Raw genomic sequence first — 18,331 nt, forward strand, 5'->3', positions numbered from 1 at the left:
GCGACATTTTTTGGTGAGCCAACCTATCCGGGCGTGGTTTATCCCATTATTCCAGTAAAAAATGCCCGGGTAGATGTCGGCGGAGAAAAAGTTTTTCAATGGCGTGATTCGTCGTCAAAATTTGAGGAAGTGGAAATTCGGTGAAATATAAAAAAGGAGGTAACAAATGGCTGTGACAGTTCGGATTCCAACGCCTCTGCGCAAATTTACAGGTGATCAATCCGATGTAGAAGTGCAGGGCGCGACGGTTGGGGAAGCTATCGACAATCTCGAAGCACAGCATGCGGGCATTAAGGAACACATGGTCGATGAGTCGGGCGCTATTCGACGCTTTGTCAATGTGTATGTCAATGAAGAGGATATTCGTTTTCTGGATGGACCCGATACTGACCTCAGAGATGGCGATCAGGTGACTATTGTGCCTGCGATTGCCGGTGGGTGTTCCTTTTAATCGGTAAGATATCTGACTTATGATGCACATTTCCGCTAAAGGTGACTACGGTTTGCGCGCGGTCTTAGATCTGTGTTTGCACGATGGGGAAGGGCCAGTTTTGCGTACCGATATCGCTGCGCGGCAAAATATCCCCGCAGCGTATTTGGTACAGTTGCTCAATCTTTTGCGAAAAGCTGGTTTGGTACACAGTATTCGTGGTCCCAAAGGCGGACATGTGTTGTTGAAACGTCCGGATGAACTGACTGTGGAAGAGGTATTGGCTGCTCTGGAAGGCCCCGTCAATTTGGTGGATAAGCGCGAGAAGGCTGAGGATGCGGGAACAGATGTGCTCAATGATGTGTGGGAAGCTGTGGGGACTGCTGTACACGATGTCCTGTCATCGGTGACATTTGCCGATTTATGTCGAAAGTACCGGGCGCGTCAGATGCCTGTCACATTCCGGATATGATTATGGATGGCGCGAAAACTGGACATACGGTGTTGGACCTCGTGGGCAACACGCCCATGGTAAAGTTGAACTCGATAAGACCTGCAAATGGTGCTCAGCTTTGGGCGAAATTGGAATTTTTTAATCCGGCGGGTAGTGTAAAAGATCGCACGGCTCTCGCTATGGTTGAGGCAGCAGAAAAAAGTGGACAACTCAAGCCCGGTATGACCATTGTGGAACCGACCAGTGGCAATACGGGTATTGGCCTTGCCATGGTGGCTGCAATAAAAAATTATCGGCTGATCATTACCATGCCCGAAGGCGTCAGCGACGAGCGCACCCGATTGCTCAAAGCTTATGGTGCCGAGGTTGTGCTAACACCCACCCGCGAGGGGATGCGCGGTGCGATTGAAAAAGCGTGGACGCTTAAGGATAAAAATTGTTTTATTCCGATGCAGTTTGAAAATCCCGCCAATCCCGAGATTCACCGGCAGACCACTGCCCGCGAGATGATTTCACAACTCGAGGGCGTTCCCGATGCTTTTGTCGCAGGTGTGGGAACAGGTGGCACTGTGACCGGTGTGGGCGAAGTCTTTAAGCAAGTGCGATCAGATGTCGTGATCGTCGGGGTGGAGCCAGGGGATTCTGCAGTGTTATCGGGCGGAGAACCTGGTCCTACTGAGATCGATGGCCTGGGCGCAGGCATGATTCCAGATGTGCTGAATACGGAAATACTGGATCGCGTGATTGCCGTATCCAATTCGGATGCGCGCAAGATGTCAAAGCGATTGGCGCGCGAAGAGGGCTTGCTGGTGGGGATTTCGTCTGGTGCAGCAGCACACGCAGCCGTTGTTGTCGCTTCAGCGATGAGACCCCAACAGATGGTCGCAACGGTATTGTGCGATACCGGTGAACGGTATTTGGGCACGTTTTTGTTTGGGTGATACACGCGGACAAAAAAACCCGGCATCTTTTTGAGATTGCCGGGGCTTTTTGTTTTTGCAGATATTTTACGACTCAAGGGCAGCGACATGGCGCCGTACTCTCGATTTGTAGCGGGCGGCCGCATTGCGGTGGATAACGCCTTTTTTTGCTGTTTTGTCAATGATGGACTGCGTGCGATTGATCAGTGCTTCTGCTTCTTCTTTGCTATTTGTCTCCAATATCTTTTTTAGAGAAGTACGCAAAGACGAGCGCGTACTCTTGTTGCGGAGCCTGGCTCTTTCAGCCTGGCGCATGCGTTTTTTTGAAGATGCCAATGTGGGCAAGGGATTCACCTCCTTAGAGAGTTTTCCGAAATTCAGAGTACGAAATCTAAACATTTACAGGTATTTGCACAACCCATTTTTCATTTTCTTGTTTTTTTCTGCTTCTGTCTTATTTTATCGCTCAGGTCTTTAATCAAATCCAATCGGGAGGAATCACAATGGCATCAACTATTTATGTCGGCACAATTGGTCAGGGTGTTTGGCGAAGCGAAGATGGTGGCGACTCATGGCGGCGTACGAGCAGCGGTATGTTCTCGGAATCGGATATTCGCGCCATTGCCGTGCATCCAGACAATGCGTCAATTCTGTTTGCGGGTACAGAGGCCGGTATTTATCGCTCGCAAAATGGGGGAGACAACTGGGAAAAATTGGATTCGCCAATGAACGGTATGCAAATCTGGTCTCTTGCGATTCATCCCAGAAGTCCAAATACGGTTTATGCTGGCACATGTCCTTCTGCGTTGTTTCGGTCGGACGATGGCGGTGAGACATGGAAGCAACTTTCCGTGGAACTCGTCGAGGATTGCGGTGCGATTATTCCGCGCGTCACGACTATTATCATAGATCCGACAGATGATCAGACCGTCTATGCGGGTATTGAAATCGATGGCATGCGGATTAGCAGAGACGGCGGTGAGACATGGACATCTGGTAATGAGGGCCTTTCGAGCCTGGACATTCACGGCCTCGCGCTTGTGCCCGGAAGTCCAAAAACACTTGTGGCTGGCACCAATAATGATGTGTGCCTTACAACCGATATGATAAATTGGACACGGCTCAATGTGAAAGCAGAGTTTCCCTGGCCCTATTGCAGGGGGGTGCTCTATATGTCAAGTGGTCGGGTGTATGTCGGCGCGGGAAATGGTCCGCCAGGCGATGAAGGGGGGCTGTTCTACACGTCTGATCTGGGACATTCGTGGGAGCGCGCCGATCTGAATGGCAATACCAACAGCACGGTCTGGGCGATTGTTCACAATCCCGCTGTACCGGATTTGATGATAGCGTATAGTATTGCCGGACAAATTTTTAGCAGCACCGATAATGGCGATTCCTGGACGAAGTTCACCCGCGAGTTCGGGGAGGTTCGCGCGGTGGCTATTGCGCAGTGATGCAGGTGGGGATGGTGGCTAAACGAGTTTCTCTTCGGCGGCTGACCAGGTTCCGCATCTGATTTCCAGCAGGTGATCCACTGGCGTCGTAAATGTCATCAATACGCGGAAAGCAGTGGGGGCGGATTCGCTGCCCCGCAACGCCCAGAAGCGATGGGCATACGCACCCGGTCCGATGGAAATGGCGTCGTTGTTTATGTGGTAGGTCGCATATCCGGATTTGAGGAATGCGACCTCTGCGGCCTGGCCACGCACGATCCCACTGTCAAAATCCAGTTCGCCACCGGGTACAAAATCGCACGCAATTTGAAATGGCACGCGGTCATAGCCCTCTGATTTTACGTGCAGATTAAATCCGCTATCCACTTCTTCAATTTCCAATACTGTCGTTAGCGGCGGCAGGGCGTACACATCTCTTTCTTTTCGCAAGTTGTAAAATTCCTCAAATGCGACCTCGCGCCCCAATGGCAGGTCATAACCGGGTCTGCCTCCATCTGAACTTCGGCTTATGTGCGTCATTCTGATTTTGCCATCTACTTCCTCAAAGGTCTCGCCTGAAAATTGTGCGATAGAAAAATAGCTCGCGCACAGGTTCACCGAGGCCAATTCCACGTCTCCGTGTTTTACGCCAAATGGCGATGTTATACCTGCACCTGCTGTGGCACTCGTTTTTTCGCGCCGCACGCGCCACAATTGAGCGGTTGGGTAAACCCTGGCGTACGACTCGGGCAAAGGCTCGCGCTCAAGGTTATCTACTCGCCATTCGGGGTGGGTTAAAAATGGTTCGAGTGCCCATGGCAAACCGCCGGGGGATATGGCGTATAACCAGTCTGCGACTGCCGCGTAAAATCCATTTTCTTCCCGCCGCGCCATGTTGTAATAGCTATCGACCATACCTACCAGTACAACGCGGGTGCCGTGGTCCTGTCTGCGGGAAAAACTCGTTACAACGGTTCCGTCTGCATGTAACATGTGATAGGACAAATCCAGATTTTGACGCACGGGTTCCAGAAGTTGGGGGCGATTGAGTGCGTCGGAAGCCAGTCTCAGTGCGCGATTGCAGATGGCGTTATACGTGCCTGCACTGCGCTCGATGTATTCGCCATCGGCATTGTTGTCTATTGTTTCGGCGAGATAGCTTTCAATGGTGTCCATTCCATCCAGATCGGGGAATAATTCCAGCGCCTGGGAAAGCGCGGCGACCAATACCCAGCGGTGATTCGGCGTGTGGAATCCGCCCGCGATCATGCCGGGTACAGCCGTTTGAATAATTTCTCCGAGTACTTCGGCTATCTGGCCTGCGCCATCATCTTTGGCTTTGCGAGCCGCGCGGACTACTGGTGCGAGTCCCTCGACCAGAAATCCCGTGTCTGGCGATGAATCAAAATTGGTCGTTATCAGATCAAAGCACCCACTCTCTCGGCGAATCTTTCGCGCAAAAGCCGCGCCAGCGAGGATGCGTGCCAGAATTTCTTCGCTTTGATAATATCGACCGCCTTCCAGAAGATAGGCATAGCCCAGGGTGGATACCGCGCTCACATTTGTCGCACCGGCAATACCATCGCTGACAAACCCGCCGTAATCTTCTCGTCCTGCATCCATAATCTGACGGGGTAAAATGGTTTCTATTTGTTCATTCAGATTTTCCAATAGTGCTTCGTATTTTAGCATGCATAACCCCCATGAGTGAACGACTTCCAGCAAACCGAAGACCCGCTCAATATATCCCCAATTTGCCCGTACTTCAAGAGAACTCGTTTCCCACAGGGGCCTGATTCAATGCAAACTGAAACGGATCGGGATGGTCATGCGTACCGCAACTCCTCTGTCATTTTGCATGGCTGGCTTGAACTGAAATTGTCTGACCGCCTCCAGGGCTGCAGCGCGAAAAATCTCGGGGCCTTTTAAGACTCGTGGTTCGGTCACGCGCCCCTCTCTGGTCACTATAAACGCCACAAGCACCTGGCCCTGCAAACCCGCTCTGCGAGCCATCTCTGGATAAACCGGGTTCACGAACTTGATCAACTCGGGTTTCTGTTCCACGATCCAGAATTCCAAAATTTCTTCCTCGACTTCCACATCGCCCTTCTGCAGCGGTGGTGGGATATCGACGACAGGTGCATCGAAATCCAGTTCTGTATCGGCAATGGTCACATCATCTGGCACGTCTTCGTCTTCTGTTTCAAGGGGTATTTTGGGCCTTTCCAGAGGCAATGGTGGATCCGGTATCACAGGAATATCTACAACATTGACCACCTCAATAGATCTTTTGGTCGGTTTAGAATCGATCTTCATATCTGGAAACAAAATGGCCAATCCGACCATCAGAAATAGCGTCAACGAAGTAGAACGTCTCATCATCTTTGGATAAATTGCTTTCAAATCGGCATCTGCATGTTTGTTGCGTATCATCATTTCCTCCTTTTTGATATATTAATAATTTAATAGTTCGTCTCAAAAAAATATCTATTGGTTTATTACCCGGGTGTGTATAACATCAGTATCCCCCCTTTCTCAGGTCCTCAGGATAGAAGGTGTGAGCCAGTACATCGAGTTGTCGCATCTGAAGCGCTTTTGTGCGGTTAGGCGCATAGATCCCCATGTTGATTAAAAAGAAGCGATTCTGAGCGACGTCAAAAAGTGCGTAACTCTTAAACGGTCCACCTTGCCACGCGCGTGTATTCTCCCACAGTCCTTCCAGACAGACGGCCAATTTTCCCAGGAACTCTGTCTGGTAAATATTTACCTCCCCAGACGACGTTTGATCACCGCCATAAAAACGGCTCGATACGTCGTCCCACTTCTGCAAGCACCAATCTGGCGTCAATTGATCGGGATGTACACCATCTTCCCAATATATCCACAACCACAATTGTCGCCGATCTACTTGACGCGCCAGTGCCACAAAGTTCTCATTTGCATACTCATCCATTACTTCATAGCCCACCGGCACCCGCAGGCGCCAGCCAAATTGCCGTGATAGAGCTTCAGAATACTCGGTATTTTCTCCCGCGTGATACAGAATGGTTTCGAGCCATTTCGACATAGATGCATCAATCGCCGACACAATGCGGTCGCCATTGAGCGCGACTTGTTCAGCTACACCCGGATCATCAGCTTTGACGACCACGACTATCTGATCAGATGCCCACATATCGCGGTGAATCACTGTCTCATTTTTGGAACGCCCGGTAAACAGCGGCTGTAAGTCCTTCGCCAGAATACTATTTGCAGATGAAACAAGGATCAAATTGCGGTAAGCCCGAAAATCCCGAAACGCTTCAGGAGAGACATATACGAGATCAAATACGTACTCGGGTTGCGGCGTCAATACCGGGTCTAACAGTAAATCTTCCAGTACTGGTTTTAATTTTTCTCGGGTTGCGCCATCGGCCACAATCACAATTTTACTGGTTAGTCCAATGCCCCGGGGCAATGGATTGCCGATAAGTACATCTGCCAGCGGTTTGCTCCACCGAGAAATTTTCAGATGGGCTTCGGCTCTACCGGGCACGTCAATGAGGGGACCAATTTTTACAGCAATGACACAGACAAATAGAAATATCGCGAGCCAGATGGCACTGTGCGACAGCGATGGGCGGCGCTGATTGAGCAGATATTCAAAGCGCTTTACCAGATTCGGATGGCGATTTATGATGCCCAATCCTATTGGGCGCACCCTGCCAATCATTTCTGTCAGGCGCGTCAGACAGATCGCATAATCACGTGCATTGTGACCGCGATGCGCGGCATAATCATCGCAGGCCATTTCTCGTGTTAGTGACAGTTGCCGACTCAGCCACCAGATGCCCGGATTGCACCATAAAAAAACTTCTACGAGGCGCTGCACCAGAATGCCGAGAGCATCTCGGCGTTGAACATGCGCGATTTCATGCTTGAGAATTTGCTCCAGTTCAGACGCTGAGAGTTGCGGTATGAGATGTTGCGGTATGAGTACGACCTGGCGAAAAATACCCAGTACTGCGGGGCTGGCAATAGCATCTGAAATTCGCAAACCAACATCCACTGAGCCAATCCATCTGCGTTTGCACCGCTCAAACCGGGCCTGAAGATCTTTTCCCGCCCACTTTCCGGATCGCTTTAACCGCATCATCTGACAATATCTCAGTGCAATCCGCACGAGCATTGCACAGGCAACGACCAGCCATAAAATCCAGACGACAATCGGCCAGGAAGATGTGCTGAGGATTGACCGGGTTTTCACAGGCGTTGCAATTTGAGGTTGTGATGCCTCACTGGCGAGATTGGTATCCAGAACCCTGGTTGGAGGAATCCTTGCATCCGATTCATCTGCGGCCTCGTATGATGCAGGTGTGACGAGAAACAGAGGCATAATTACCACACCAATCACGGCGACCCAGAGCAGGCGGTGCAACAAAGACGCAGGCACGCGCAAACGCGAGAGCACTGCCACAATCATTGCAGCCAAAACCCCCATCCAGATCCCATTCAGCAGATAAAATACGCTGAGCCGGGCAATGGTATCAATCCATTCGCCCATCATGTTTCATCCTCCTCTGCCTTCTGAATCATTTTGTGAATGCGGGCAAGGTCTTGCGCATCGAGTTCTTCATTTTCCACCAGATTGAGTACCAGAGTTTCTGGCGAATTGTCGAAAAAGCGACTCATCAGATACTGAATGGCGCTTCGCTGTGCATCCTCTCGCCCCACGATTGGATAATACACAAAAGCTCTGCCTTCTTTTTCATGCCGCAAATAACCCTTCTGTTCCAGAATGCGCAATATTGTCAATACCGTGCTATACGCCGGAGATTCACGTCCAGCGAGTGTGTTGACAACCTCGCTCACTGTAGCCGAGCCGCGATCCCAAATAACCCGCATCAATCTCAGTTCGGCATCTGTCAGAGTAGGGGATCTTCGTCTGCCCATAAAGCCCTCACTATTAAAAATTTAATACTTTCAAAACAAATATGACCAAGAAGAAAGTGAATGTCAATTAAAAAATTAATAGTTCAACAAAAAAAAAGACAAACTGGTAGGAGGGAGACGACCTCGCGCTCCAAAATCCCAAACGGGGACACGGGGTCACTTGAACTTCAAGGGCTTGCCTTCACGGGCGGATTGATAAACCGCTTCGAGGAGTGCTACTGTGCGGCGGCCTTCGCGTCCATCTACGGATAAGGGCGTTCCTGTGGTCACGGCATTTACCACGTCTTCGACAATACTGTGGATGTCATTTTCTACGCTGTCGAGTTTTTCCTGAAGCCCTGTGCCGTAAACCGTCATTTCGCCATTTAGAACGTCGTGTAGCAAAATGCCGCCTTCTGTTCCGTGTACCTCGGCGCTGAAGTACACACTCTGGGGAAAGGTCGTGGTGCCCAGGATTGTGCCTTTTGCCCCGTTCTCGAAATTCAGGATTGCCAGCCCGATGTCTTCGGTCTCAATCTCGTGATTTACAATGTCGATTTCACCGTACACGGAAACCGGGTCGCCCATAAACCAGCTCAATACGTCGAGCAGATGCGCGCCCTGATTGGCCAATGAGCCGCCGCCGTCCATAGCCCATGTTCCGCGCCAACCATCGTCGTGGCGAAAATATTCGTCATTGCGGAACCACTTAAAACGCACTTCACCCAAAATCATCTTGCCCAGCCAGCCTTCCCGAATCGCGGTTGCTATCTTGACATTGCCATCCACGTATCGGCTTTGATAATCTACACCGCACAACACACCGGCATCTTCACAAGCCGCAATGAGCCGATCACACGCTTCGGTGCTCACATCCATGGGTTTGGTGGTTATCACATGCTTGCCCGCTTTTGCCGCTTCAATTCCAACCTGGGCATGTTTGCCGCTCGGTGTCATCACCATCACGACATCCACATCATCTCGCGCAAACACATGTTCCATATTTATAACGCAGTCCGTCTCCAATTCCTGTGCCACTTCCTCGGCCAGATCGCCGTGCAGATCGCACACGACCCTCAAATCTGCCCCGGCTGTCTCTTTAATCAACCGCGCCCTGTTACGCCCCATGCCCAGGCCAATAACGCCGAAACCGACCATATTATCCTCCTATCGTCTATTCTTCAGGCACAATCGGGATGGCCTTCTTTCCACCGCCCGAAGGGAACATCGGTCTGTCCGTCCTGATTGATTTTCGACATCGCCTTTCGAGTGTCTGACCACATTTGGGTCCACACTTTTGCATCTCTCAATTCGCGCTCTGGATGTTTGCGGCTGCGCGCGACAAAGCCCGGAAATGCCTCGCGTCCAGTCGTTTGACCGATGGGATTATACCGCAGATCAAAGCTCCAGCGGATTTTATCGCTTACATTGGGCAGCGATCCGTGTACTGTGCACTTGGGAAGAAAAATGACATCTCCCCGTTTGACCGGTAGCGGTATCATGCGTTCGGCTTCAAACAGCGATTCGGGTATCTGGCGCCCACCCGCTGTTTTGGGTCCATTTCCAAAATACGATGGGCAATGTGTCAAAAGCCCGTGTTTGTGGCTGCCGGGTACGACTTTTAGAGGGCCTTGTTCAATACCGACGTCTTCGAGTGCAAACCACACGGTCAACATATTTGTCTCATCTGCTTCTGGTACAACCACGCCCTGATCTTGATGCCAGATCGTTTCTCCCAAAACCGGATTTCCAAACTGGTTTTTGGGCAGAATATGCTCGGGTGGTTTAATCCGCACATGTTGTACGGGATTCGAGTATATCTCTGGTCCGATGAGCGATTCCACACAATCGAGCAGGGATTCAGCTGTAAAGGCATTGAGAACAGCCTGTCCCGCCCAGAAAGGCGTGTCTGGTTTCACATTTTGAAATGGTAGCGAGAAATCGAAATACTGTTTGTGTACATCGCCCGTTTCAATACAGACCGCGACGAATCGCTCGGCGAAATCAAGGTCTTCGAACAAGGAAGAAATCTCTTCTTGTTCGTAAAGATCGCGGACTAAGGTGTCGAGTACATCTGTATATTCTTCAATCACAGGATCCAACACGGTTTTTGGATCCAACACGCCCTCCACCACCAGATAGCCTTCTTCTTCAAACTGTGCGGTCTGCTCGGCAGTTAGGCAACCCATGGTATTTCTCCTTTTTGTGGGACGTTTAACAGCTTTTGCTATAAATCAATTTCAGAGCCCAGGCGCTATTGTTCTGCTGCGACCAGCGTTAGCGCACCGGGCATAATTTCAAATATCAGTTCTTTGGAGCCTTTCCCAACCTCGCCATCAAATTGAAACCAATCACTTTTCTCGCGTGTGATATGGACTTTTTGGGCTCGAAATATCTCGACGCCGGGCATGCGGTCAAAAGTGCCATTAAAAAGTCGATAGGTATTCAACACCAGGCGAATCCACCCCGGATGTGTAAACACGCATACATCGAGAAGTCCATCATCTGGCATCGCTTGAGGGGCTATGGTTGCGCCGCCTCCAAAGTCTGGCATGTTAGCTATGACAACGAACAAAGGCGTGCGCTCAATTTCACTATCAGAATCCAATCTCAATCGCAATGTCTGAGGGCGATATGAGAGAAGCGACAGCGCAGTGAGCACCAGATAGGGCAAGAATCCGCGGCGCCCCGTCCGGTTTGCATACCGATGGGCAACCACTGCGTCTAAGCCAATACCCGCCGTAGAAAAAAACAGGGCGTTGCCCACGCGCCCCACATCGAGTTTTCTAATCTCTGGCTGAATAAAAGCGCGACAGGCTTTTGCCGGGTCAAGAGATAAATTCAACGCACGCGCAAACGCATTGCCCGATCCAGCGGGTACTACTCCCAGGGGTATCTCTGTGCCGAGTAGCGCGCTTCCAACTTCGTTAATGGTGCCATCGCCTCCAATGGCGACCACCAGATCGAATCCCATTTCGGATGCGCTTGTTGCCAATTCCGTGGCGTGCCCCGCGTACTGCGTCACTTCAAGGGCGAAATCCATCCCCGCTTTCTCACACGCGGCAATCACGCGAGATCGAATATTGCGGTGTACTCCTGCATGTGGATTCGCAATGAAGAGCACGCGAGAGAATTGCACACTCATGTATGTAAAAAATCGACCAGGGTCTGACCGATATCTCTCAAAATTTTTGGCGAAGGTTGTGATACATCGATTTGTTGCACGATTTCTTTGGGATAATGCTCCAATACAGCAATTGTTTGACGGTCGTACACATCGAATCTCTTGCGAATAATTTGTTCATTTGCGTCATCAATGCGATATGCCACGAGCGCGCGTCCAAAGAGGCGTTTGATCAGTACATCGCGGTCTGGACAATCCAATAAGATGATCAACTTTACATTTAAGTCTTCATCGGCCATTTGAGCCTGGGCCAGTGTGCGCGGTAGGCCATCTAAAATCAATGTCTGTTCGTCGGGCTTGAAATCGCCAAAATCAGCCAGGCGCAGCATGCGTTCTCGCCACAGTGCAACGACAAATTCATCGGGCACCAGTTCGCCTTTGCGAATACTCGCCAAAGCCATTTCCCCGGGCTGGCTATTGACGTCCAATGCCCTGAGCATATCGCCACTTGAAAAATGGTATAAACCTGGTATTTGTTTTAACACACTTCCCCATGTGCCCTTGCCAGCACCAGGGGGCCCAAATAATAAGACAGTATCATACATCGGTATAACTCCCTCGATTGTTTTTTGACAGAATGGAAATGTGAGTGTATAATTAAGCTATCAGCGATCAATGCGATAAGAGTTAAAAGCATCTCCCATCCTGGACGCCTGCTTTAGGCATGCAGGCGTGACGATAGGAATAGCGATTGTCATCGCGGCAGGATTAAAGCCGCGATCCAGAAGGTTTTTTCTTACCGCTGTCCGCTTTCTTACAGGAGAACATCATGAACCTCGATCCCGCTGCCATCTCGCTGAAAAAAAATGGCGATAAAATTGAAGCTCTTATCCATGGGAAGACCTCATTTGTCGATCGCCTTGCCCGCGCGTTTCCCCACAGCAATCCCGATCAATTTGTCAGTTTGATGGACGAATTGGGGCACGAAATTGGCATTATTGAAAATCCCAAAAAACTCGACGATACTTCGCGCAATTTGCTCGAAGCCGAACTCAAAGCCATCTACTTTGTCCCGACCATCAGTGCCATAACTTCCGTCGTACCCAAAGGCACGGGCAGTCAGTGGACTGTTGATACCGACGATGGCGAATATACTTTCCGCATTCTGGGACGCGATGCTCTCAAGGGCAATGAACCGCCTGCAATTGAAATCACGGATGAAAATGGCAAGCGATACAAAATTGACAATTACTGGGATCTCGATCCGGAAAGCCGGGACCTGACTTCTGACCTGCTGCCCGATAAAGTTGTCAAGGCGCGCTATTACACCCGATCGATCTCGAGTAGTAGAAGTGGCAGAGGCAGAGGTTCGAGCAGTCGCGGTGGTAGTAGTAGTGGCGGTAGTAGCGGTAGTAGCGGCATGGGCGGATCGATTGGCATACGATGATTCGCCGGGCATAGTGATCTGCTACCGCACCCCTAACAATAAGTCGGCCAGCAACTGATCCAGACGCTCATAGCCCAATCCAACGCGCCCCATTGCATCGATGTCAAATTGCACTTGTTTGAGTGCCAGCGATTTTTCCGGGCTGTATTTGCCCAGATGCTGTTCGTATTCGGGGTTCTGGTTTCCAATTTCTTGCAAGATTCCCTGAATTTCGGCATCTGCTTCAAATTGTGCCACTTTATCCCTTAAGATATTGTACGTACGCATACACCCTGCGGCAAAATCCCATACCCCTTCTTCGTCTTCTGTGCGAAATGCGTGTGCGTCGAAGTGCCTCGGACCCGTATAACCGTTGTTTTCGAGCAAGCGCACGAGCAAAAAGGCGCTTTTGTAATCTTCTGAGCCAAACCGGAAGTCCTGATCATAGCGACCAAAACGCTGGTCGTTTAAGTCGATATGGAAGAGTTTGCCCGCCTCGAATGCTTGCGCCACGCCGTGATGGAAATTTAACCCCGCCATGTGTTCGTGTGCAACTTCCGGGTTGACGCCCACCATTTCGGGGTAATCCAGCGTTTCGATAAATGCCAGATAATGCCCGGTTGTGGGAAAGTACATATCGGCACGCGGTTCATTGGGTTTGGCTTCGAGGGCGAAATTCAAATCGTATTTCTGGTCGCGCACGTAATCGCACAGATAATTTAAGCCATCCCGGTAGCGTTTGAGGGCATCGATGGGATCTTTTGCCACGTTGCATTCGGCGCCTTCGCGTCCGCCCCAAAATACATAGGTTTTTGCACCCAATTCGACGCCTAAATCAATGGCTTGCATAATTTTTTGCAAGCCATAAGCGCGAATTTTGGGATCGTTGGACGTAAAGCCCCCATCCTTAAATACGGGATGAGAAAATGTATTGGTGGTTGCCATGGGCACGACCATGCCGCAATTTTTTAGTGCGTTTTTGAAACCGCTTACGATTTTATCGCGCTGTTGTAGTGTGGCATCAATTGGCACGAGGTCGTTATCGTGCAGGTTAATGCCCCATGCGCCCAGTTCGCTCAAGCGTTGCACAATCCGCTCGGGCGCAAGTGTTTGGCGCGTTGGGTCGCCAAAGGGATCGCGTCCGGGATTTCCCACTGTCCACAAACCAAATGAAAATTTATCTTCTCTTGTGGGCGTATATACATCGGCCATTGGACCTCCTCAAAATACGAATTAAAAATGCCAATAAAGCGTTGCAACTTCCGCGTGCAAAATATCATGGTGAAGTCTGACTGTCAATGGACATTTCCACAACTCATCGGGAGCACAAAATGATTATTCGCGATCCCGTTCACGGCGATATGTCGTTTAATGAATCCGAACGTCGGGTTATGGACACGCGACAAATGCAACGCCTGCGCGGCGTGCGCCAAACAGGATCGGCATATCTGGTCTATCCGGGCTGTGTCCACACGCGTTTTGAACACTCGCTGGGCACAACGGCGATGTCGCGGCGCGTGCTCGATGTCTTGAGACGCGGTGGCGCGCAAATCGAATCCGAGCAGGCCGATGCGGTCGCATTGGCCGCGCTGGTTCACGACATTTCGCACTTGCCCTTTGGACATACGTTTGAAGATGAACGCAAGCTCTTTCCCCGCCACGACACAGCCGCCCGCATGAAACATTTCTTAACGCAAACAGAAATCGCGCAAGCACTCGATGCTTCGGGCCTGCGCGATACGGTGATTTCTCTGCTTACAGATAAATCGTTTTCACCGGCGTGGATGCAGCAGATTGTGTCCAGCACCATCGATGCCGACTTGCTCGATTATTTGCGTCGCGATGCGTATTTTGCAGGCCTGCGTCAGGATTATGACGACCGAATTTTTAGCACCTTTATGCTTGCCGATGAAAATCTCGCGATTGATGTGACCCGTCTCAGTACGCGCACCGAGTTGCTGCACTTGTTACGGCTGCGCTATTTTCTTACCGAGCGCGTTTATTATCACCACGCCAAAGTGTCATCGGGTGCTATGATTGCCAAAGCCGTCGAGATCGCCACCGAACACGGTCTTGCTGAAACCGATCTTTACACTTTGACGGACGATGCCCTTTTTCGCCATTTGCTCGGCTATAAAGACCCGCGCATTGACCGTTTGATCAACGGCGTTTGCGAACGGCGGCTGCTCAAACGCGCCTATATGATTTCGACTGCCGAAGTGGGGCGCCGGGGGCGCGATGAGTTGATTGCCACCTACAATCGATCTGTCGAGAGTAGGCAGCAGATTGAGCGGCAAATCGCCGATGCTGTGACCATTAACCCCGACCAGGTTATTCTCTACTGCCCGGATATCTCTGCCATCAAAGAAGCGCGCGTGCGCGTTGTTACGCAAAATGGCTTGAGCCGCCTGAACGATCCCCCAGACAATCCGCCTTTTGATGTAAAGGTCGTGGAAGACCAGTATGAACGGCTCTGGAAATTTTACATTTTTGCACCCGAAGGTTATAGAGAGCGCGTTGGAAAAGTGTGCGAGCGCGTATTTGGCGAATCAAATGCGCTGGTATAACGATCTTTATTGGGACCGTTGTGATCGGTGTTTGACGCGATCAAATAACGGCGTGTCTGCCTGTCCCTCTATCTTTTTGTGGCATGAAGGGCATAGACTGATTAGATTGCTCAGTTGATTGGCCTCTTTTGGAGAGTCGAAAAGCCGGTACGGTATTTTGTGATGTACATCCATCTGTCGGCCGAGCGCGTCTTCTGTAATCCCACAAGACGCGCAACAAAACCCATCGCGCGCACGCGCCTTGTCCGCTTGAATTTTCCAATTTCCCCCGCGATACTCTGGACGACCTTCCAGCACGAGTTCAAAATCCTCTTCAGATTCCCAATGGGTTCTGCACTCGTTGCTGCAAAATTGGGAGCGCATGCCCTTTTCAATGTACCAGCGCGGCTGGGCAAATCGCTTGTCGCATTGCATACATCGCACGGTGATATCGTCTTCGCGCCGAACTTTTTGTTCTTCTTCAAACGATAGGCGCATTTGCGGCGATGATAGAGACTTTTTGTTGTTCATCGTTTTAAAACCTCACACATCAATAGCGCACTTGATTAGTCCAAATATAGGTTGGAATAAATTGCAAGTCCATAGAAAGAATAGATTGTGCCCCACGTAGAGATTGGATATTGTATCTGAATTTATTATACTATCCGCACTTATACCTGAACAGGAGAAACCCGTGTTTAAGAATTATATCACAATCGCGATCCGCAATTTTTGGGGACAAAAAACCCATTCCCTGATCAATATTGCGGGCCTTTCCGTGGGCCTGACCTGTAGTTTTTTAATTTTTATGTGGATCACCCACGAACTCAGCTACAATCAATTCCATGTGGAAGGCGACCGAATTTACCGCTTCATGCGGCATCATCACGGCATGAATAAGATCTCGACATTGTCTTCTATCCCCCAGCCGAGTGCCAAATTGCTGGAAGAGCGATATCCCGAAGTTACCGAGACCGTGCTTGTGACCTGGACTCAGCCCATGCTTTTGACACAGGGGAAACAGACTTTTCGGGATCGCGGATATCACGCTGGACCGGCCTTTTTTAAAATTTTCACCTTTCCCCTCATCCTGGGAGATCCCGAAACAGCGCTTTCGGAACCGAATAATATCGCCATCTCAGAGCGACTGGCCGAGAAGTATTTCGGAGAGGATTGGAGGAGTATTGCGATGGGGCAGATATTTGTGGTGAATAGCACGCACGCCCTGATGCAATACGATAACAAAAGTTTTAAGGTGACCGGGGTTTATGAAAACATGCCCGTAAATTCGACGCTGAGATATGACTGTATTTTGCCAATTGCATCTTATTTGGCCAATAAACGCAGTTTTTCTCAGTGGACGGTAAATCACCTTCGGCTATACGTTCAGTTGCAAAAGGATGTCAATATCGATCAATTCAATGCCAAGATAAAAAATATTATTAGAGAGAATGATAAGACGGTTACAAGCGATGCTTTTTTACAACCCTTTCAGGATATCCATCTGTATTCCGACTACAGGAATGGCAAACTGGTCGGTGGTCGGATTGACTATGTGCGGATGTTTATTGTCGTGGCTGTGTTCATCATCCTGATCGCGAGTATCAACTTTATGAATCTATCGACTGCGCGTTCTACGCAACGCGCCCGGGAAATTGGGATTCGCAAGGTTGCCGGGGCACATAAAACAATTCTAATTGGGCAGTTTATGGGAGAATCTCTCATGATGACCATGTTCGCTGCCATTCTGGCTCTGGTCATGGTCATTTTGGTTTTGCCGTCGTTTAGCGATTTGATTAATCAGACGCTCACGACCGATCTTTTCAGTATCGAGATTCTTCTCATTTTTTTTGGTATTGCGATTGTAACCGGTTTGCTCGCGGGAAGCTATCCCGCTTTTTTCCTGTCCAATTTTAATCCCGTCGTTGTTTTGCACGGTACTTTTACACCGGGGTCGGGTTCGAGTCAGTTGCGCCGGGTGCTGGTGGTGTTCCAATTCGGTCTTTCTATTTTGCTTATTATCGGCACGCTGACAGTTTATGAACAGATTGCGTATATGCGAAATAAAGATCTGGGAATTGACCGCGATAATCTGGTGTATATACGGTTGGAAGGTGCAGCTAAGCGGCAGTATGAGACTTTCAGACGCGAACTTTTGCAACAGCCGGGCATTGTCGGTGTGACCAGTACCGCACACAATCCACTCAGGGTAACGAGTACCGGAACAAATGCGATGTGGGCGGGTCGAGATCCCAATTCAGAGCATATTTTTCACAGGTTACAGGCCAACTACGATGTGGTCAATACCCTGCAAATGGAGCTTGTTCACGGGCGCGAATTTTCCAGAGATTTTCCCGGTGATCTCAGAAGTTTTATCGTGAATGAAGAAATGGCCCGAGCCATGGGCATGGAAAACCCGGTTGGCACCCTTCTGCGGTTTGGTCGCGAGGGTCCAATTATTGGTGTGGTTAAAAATTTTCATTTTCAATCACTGTACACCGCCATCGAACCGCTGATTATTCTTCTGAGTCCCGCCCGGACGGAGTATTTATTTGTTCGTATTGCCGCGGGACAAACGGCTGAGACTATTGCAGGTATTGAGAGGGTATTTAAGAAATTCAATGATCGTCCTTTTGAATTTTCTTTTCAGGACGAACAGTTTGAAAGGATGTATCGCAACGAAAGCACAATGGGCACGCTGGCCACTTTTTTTGCAATTTTCGCCATTTTTATTTCTTGCCTGGGTCTGTTTGGTCTGGCGTCCTATACCGCCGAACAACGCACCAAGGAAATCGGTATTAGAAAAATTCTCGGTGCGTCCATTCCCAATCTCGTCATTCTGCTTTCCAAAGAGTTCATCAGGCTGGTTGTCGTCTCCTTTGCTCTGGCCGCCCCGCTGGCCTATCACTTTATGACCGAGTGGTTAAATGATTTTGCCTATCACACATCTCTGGGATGGCGCGTCTTTGTTTTCGCTGGCGTCCTGTCCCTGATTATCGCCTGTATCACTGTGAGCTATCAAGCGATCAAAGTTGCCATGGCCAATCCGGTTGAATCGCTGCGGTATGAGTAGAGGCACAGGCAAAG

At 50.0% G+C, this 18,331-nt stretch carries 18 protein-coding genes; 7 read left to right on the forward strand and 11 right to left on the reverse strand.

Going from position 1 to position 18,331, the window contains the following annotated elements; translation table 11 throughout:
* Positions 1 to 166: 166 nt before the first annotated feature.
* From F4Y39_10145 to cysK, 3 genes are read left to right on the forward strand one after another with little or no spacing between them, the layout of a single operon-like run.
* Positions 167 to 451 carry a MoaD/ThiS family protein gene (locus F4Y39_10145; GenBank protein ID MYC14073.1) on the forward strand — a complete coding sequence of 95 codons (285 nt, stop codon included), beginning with the start codon at positions 167 to 169 and terminating at the stop codon, positions 449 to 451.
* Positions 452 to 470: 19 nt separating this feature from the next.
* Positions 471 to 902, forward strand: coding sequence for an Rrf2 family transcriptional regulator (locus F4Y39_10150; protein MYC14074.1), 432 nt, complete (start codon positions 471 to 473; stop codon positions 900 to 902).
* A gap of 2 nt (positions 903 to 904) precedes the next feature.
* Positions 905 to 1,825 carry a cysteine synthase A gene (gene cysK / locus F4Y39_10155; protein ID MYC14075.1) on the forward strand — a complete coding sequence of 307 codons (921 nt, stop codon included), beginning with the start codon at positions 905 to 907 and terminating at the stop codon, positions 1,823 to 1,825.
* A gap of 66 nt (positions 1,826 to 1,891) precedes the next feature.
* On the opposite strand, the gene rpsT is transcribed toward cysK, so the two are convergent.
* On the reverse strand, positions 1,892 to 2,149 hold the full coding sequence (gene rpsT / locus F4Y39_10160; GenBank protein ID MYC14076.1) for a 30S ribosomal protein S20: 258 nt from the start codon (positions 2,147 to 2,149) through the stop codon (positions 1,892 to 1,894).
* A 158-nt stretch (positions 2,150 to 2,307) separates the two neighbouring features.
* Here rpsT and F4Y39_10165 point away from each other — a divergent pair, with 158 nt between their 5' ends.
* A complete protein-coding gene (locus F4Y39_10165; GenBank protein ID MYC14077.1) occupies positions 2,308 to 3,258 on the forward strand; it encodes a hypothetical protein in 951 nt (316 codons plus the stop codon).
* A gap of 18 nt (positions 3,259 to 3,276) precedes the next feature.
* On the opposite strand, the gene F4Y39_10170 is transcribed toward F4Y39_10165, so the two are convergent.
* From F4Y39_10170 to F4Y39_10205, 8 genes are all read right to left on the reverse strand, one after another.
* Entirely contained in the window at positions 3,277 to 4,929 is a 1,653-nt protein-coding gene (locus F4Y39_10170) for a hypothetical protein (protein ID MYC14078.1), read from the reverse strand.
* A 105-nt stretch (positions 4,930 to 5,034) separates the two neighbouring features.
* Positions 5,035 to 5,673, reverse strand: a complete 639-nt coding sequence (locus F4Y39_10175; protein MYC14079.1) for an energy transducer TonB — start codon at positions 5,671 to 5,673, stop codon at positions 5,035 to 5,037.
* Positions 5,674 to 5,755: 82 nt separating this feature from the next.
* Positions 5,756 to 7,783 (reverse strand): DUF4837 family protein, encoded by a 2,028-nt coding sequence (locus F4Y39_10180; GenBank protein MYC14080.1) that lies wholly within the window; start codon positions 7,781 to 7,783, stop codon positions 5,756 to 5,758.
* Positions 7,780 to 8,169 (reverse strand): BlaI/MecI/CopY family transcriptional regulator, encoded by a 390-nt coding sequence (locus F4Y39_10185; protein MYC14081.1) that lies wholly within the window; start codon positions 8,167 to 8,169, stop codon positions 7,780 to 7,782. The genes F4Y39_10180 and F4Y39_10185 overlap by 4 nt, the downstream gene beginning before the upstream one ends.
* 156 nt (positions 8,170 to 8,325) lie before the next feature.
* Positions 8,326 to 9,306: a Gfo/Idh/MocA family oxidoreductase gene (locus F4Y39_10190; GenBank protein MYC14082.1), complete on the reverse strand. Its 981-nt coding sequence runs from the start codon at positions 9,304 to 9,306 to the stop codon at positions 8,326 to 8,328.
* A 23-nt stretch (positions 9,307 to 9,329) separates the two neighbouring features.
* Entirely contained in the window at positions 9,330 to 10,337 is a 1,008-nt protein-coding gene (locus F4Y39_10195; GenBank protein MYC14083.1) for a phytanoyl-CoA dioxygenase family protein, read from the reverse strand.
* Between the two features lie 65 nt (positions 10,338 to 10,402).
* A complete protein-coding gene (locus F4Y39_10200) occupies positions 10,403 to 11,293 on the reverse strand; it encodes a diacylglycerol kinase family lipid kinase (GenBank protein ID MYC14084.1) in 891 nt (296 codons plus the stop codon).
* Positions 11,290 to 11,877, reverse strand: a complete 588-nt coding sequence (locus tag F4Y39_10205; protein MYC14085.1) for a nucleoside monophosphate kinase — start codon at positions 11,875 to 11,877, stop codon at positions 11,290 to 11,292. The genes F4Y39_10200 and F4Y39_10205 overlap by 4 nt, the downstream gene beginning before the upstream one ends.
* 224 nt (positions 11,878 to 12,101) lie before the next feature.
* On the opposite strand from F4Y39_10205, the gene F4Y39_10210 reads away from it, so the two are divergent.
* On the forward strand, positions 12,102 to 12,719 hold the full coding sequence (locus F4Y39_10210) for a DUF1854 domain-containing protein (protein MYC14086.1): 618 nt from the start codon (positions 12,102 to 12,104) through the stop codon (positions 12,717 to 12,719).
* 21 nt (positions 12,720 to 12,740) lie between these two features.
* On the opposite strand, the gene F4Y39_10215 is transcribed toward F4Y39_10210, so the two are convergent.
* Positions 12,741 to 13,910, reverse strand: coding sequence for a xylose isomerase (locus F4Y39_10215; protein ID MYC14087.1), 1,170 nt, complete (start codon positions 13,908 to 13,910; stop codon positions 12,741 to 12,743).
* An 86-nt stretch (positions 13,911 to 13,996) separates the two neighbouring features.
* Between F4Y39_10215 and F4Y39_10220 the strand changes: the two genes are divergently transcribed.
* A complete protein-coding gene (locus F4Y39_10220) occupies positions 13,997 to 15,265 on the forward strand; it encodes an HD domain-containing protein (protein MYC14088.1) in 1,269 nt (422 codons plus the stop codon).
* A gap of 6 nt (positions 15,266 to 15,271) precedes the next feature.
* Here F4Y39_10220 and F4Y39_10225 read toward each other — a convergent pair whose 3' ends face one another.
* Positions 15,272 to 15,775: a hypothetical protein gene (locus tag F4Y39_10225; protein MYC14089.1), complete on the reverse strand. Its 504-nt coding sequence runs from the start codon at positions 15,773 to 15,775 to the stop codon at positions 15,272 to 15,274.
* 103 nt (positions 15,776 to 15,878) lie between these two features.
* Here F4Y39_10225 and F4Y39_10230 point away from each other — a divergent pair, with 103 nt between their 5' ends.
* On the forward strand, positions 15,879 to 18,317 hold the full coding sequence (locus tag F4Y39_10230) for an FtsX-like permease family protein (protein ID MYC14090.1): 2,439 nt from the start codon (positions 15,879 to 15,881) through the stop codon (positions 18,315 to 18,317).
* Positions 18,318 to 18,331 lie beyond the last annotated feature (14 nt).

The organism is Gemmatimonadota bacterium, assembly GCA_009838845.1.
Lineage (GTDB): Bacteria > Latescibacterota > UBA2968 > UBA2968 > UBA2968 > VXRD01.

Coding starts and splice junctions, on each gene's coding strand:
- F4Y39_10145 (MYC14073.1), top strand. CDS start 167: ATGGCTGTGACAGTTCGGATTCCAACGCCTCTGCGCAAATTTACAGGT.
- F4Y39_10150 (MYC14074.1), top strand. CDS start 471: ATGATGCACATTTCCGCTAAAGGTGACTACGGTTTGCGCGCGGTCTTA.
- cysK (MYC14075.1), top strand. CDS start 905: ATGGATGGCGCGAAAACTGGACATACGGTGTTGGACCTCGTGGGCAAC.
- F4Y39_10165 (MYC14077.1), top strand. CDS start 2,308: ATGGCATCAACTATTTATGTCGGCACAATTGGTCAGGGTGTTTGGCGA.
- F4Y39_10170 (MYC14078.1), bottom strand. CDS start 4,929: ATGCTAAAATACGAAGCACTATTGGAAAATCTGAATGAACAAATAGAA.
- F4Y39_10175 (MYC14079.1), bottom strand. CDS start 5,673: ATGATGATACGCAACAAACATGCAGATGCCGATTTGAAAGCAATTTAT.
- F4Y39_10180 (MYC14080.1), bottom strand. CDS start 7,783: ATGATGGGCGAATGGATTGATACCATTGCCCGGCTCAGCGTATTTTAT.
- F4Y39_10185 (MYC14081.1), bottom strand. CDS start 8,169: ATGGGCAGACGAAGATCCCCTACTCTGACAGATGCCGAACTGAGATTG.
- F4Y39_10190 (MYC14082.1), bottom strand. CDS start 9,306: ATGGTCGGTTTCGGCGTTATTGGCCTGGGCATGGGGCGTAACAGGGCG.
- F4Y39_10195 (MYC14083.1), bottom strand. CDS start 10,337: ATGGGTTGCCTAACTGCCGAGCAGACCGCACAGTTTGAAGAAGAAGGC.
- F4Y39_10200 (MYC14084.1), bottom strand. CDS start 11,293: ATGAGTGTGCAATTCTCTCGCGTGCTCTTCATTGCGAATCCACATGCA.
- F4Y39_10205 (MYC14085.1), bottom strand. CDS start 11,877: ATGTATGATACTGTCTTATTATTTGGGCCCCCTGGTGCTGGCAAGGGC.
- F4Y39_10210 (MYC14086.1), top strand. CDS start 12,102: ATGAACCTCGATCCCGCTGCCATCTCGCTGAAAAAAAATGGCGATAAA.
- F4Y39_10215 (MYC14087.1), bottom strand. CDS start 13,910: ATGGCCGATGTATATACGCCCACAAGAGAAGATAAATTTTCATTTGGT.
- F4Y39_10220 (MYC14088.1), top strand. CDS start 13,997: ATGGACATTTCCACAACTCATCGGGAGCACAAAATGATTATTCGCGAT.
- F4Y39_10225 (MYC14089.1), bottom strand. CDS start 15,775: ATGAACAACAAAAAGTCTCTATCATCGCCGCAAATGCGCCTATCGTTT.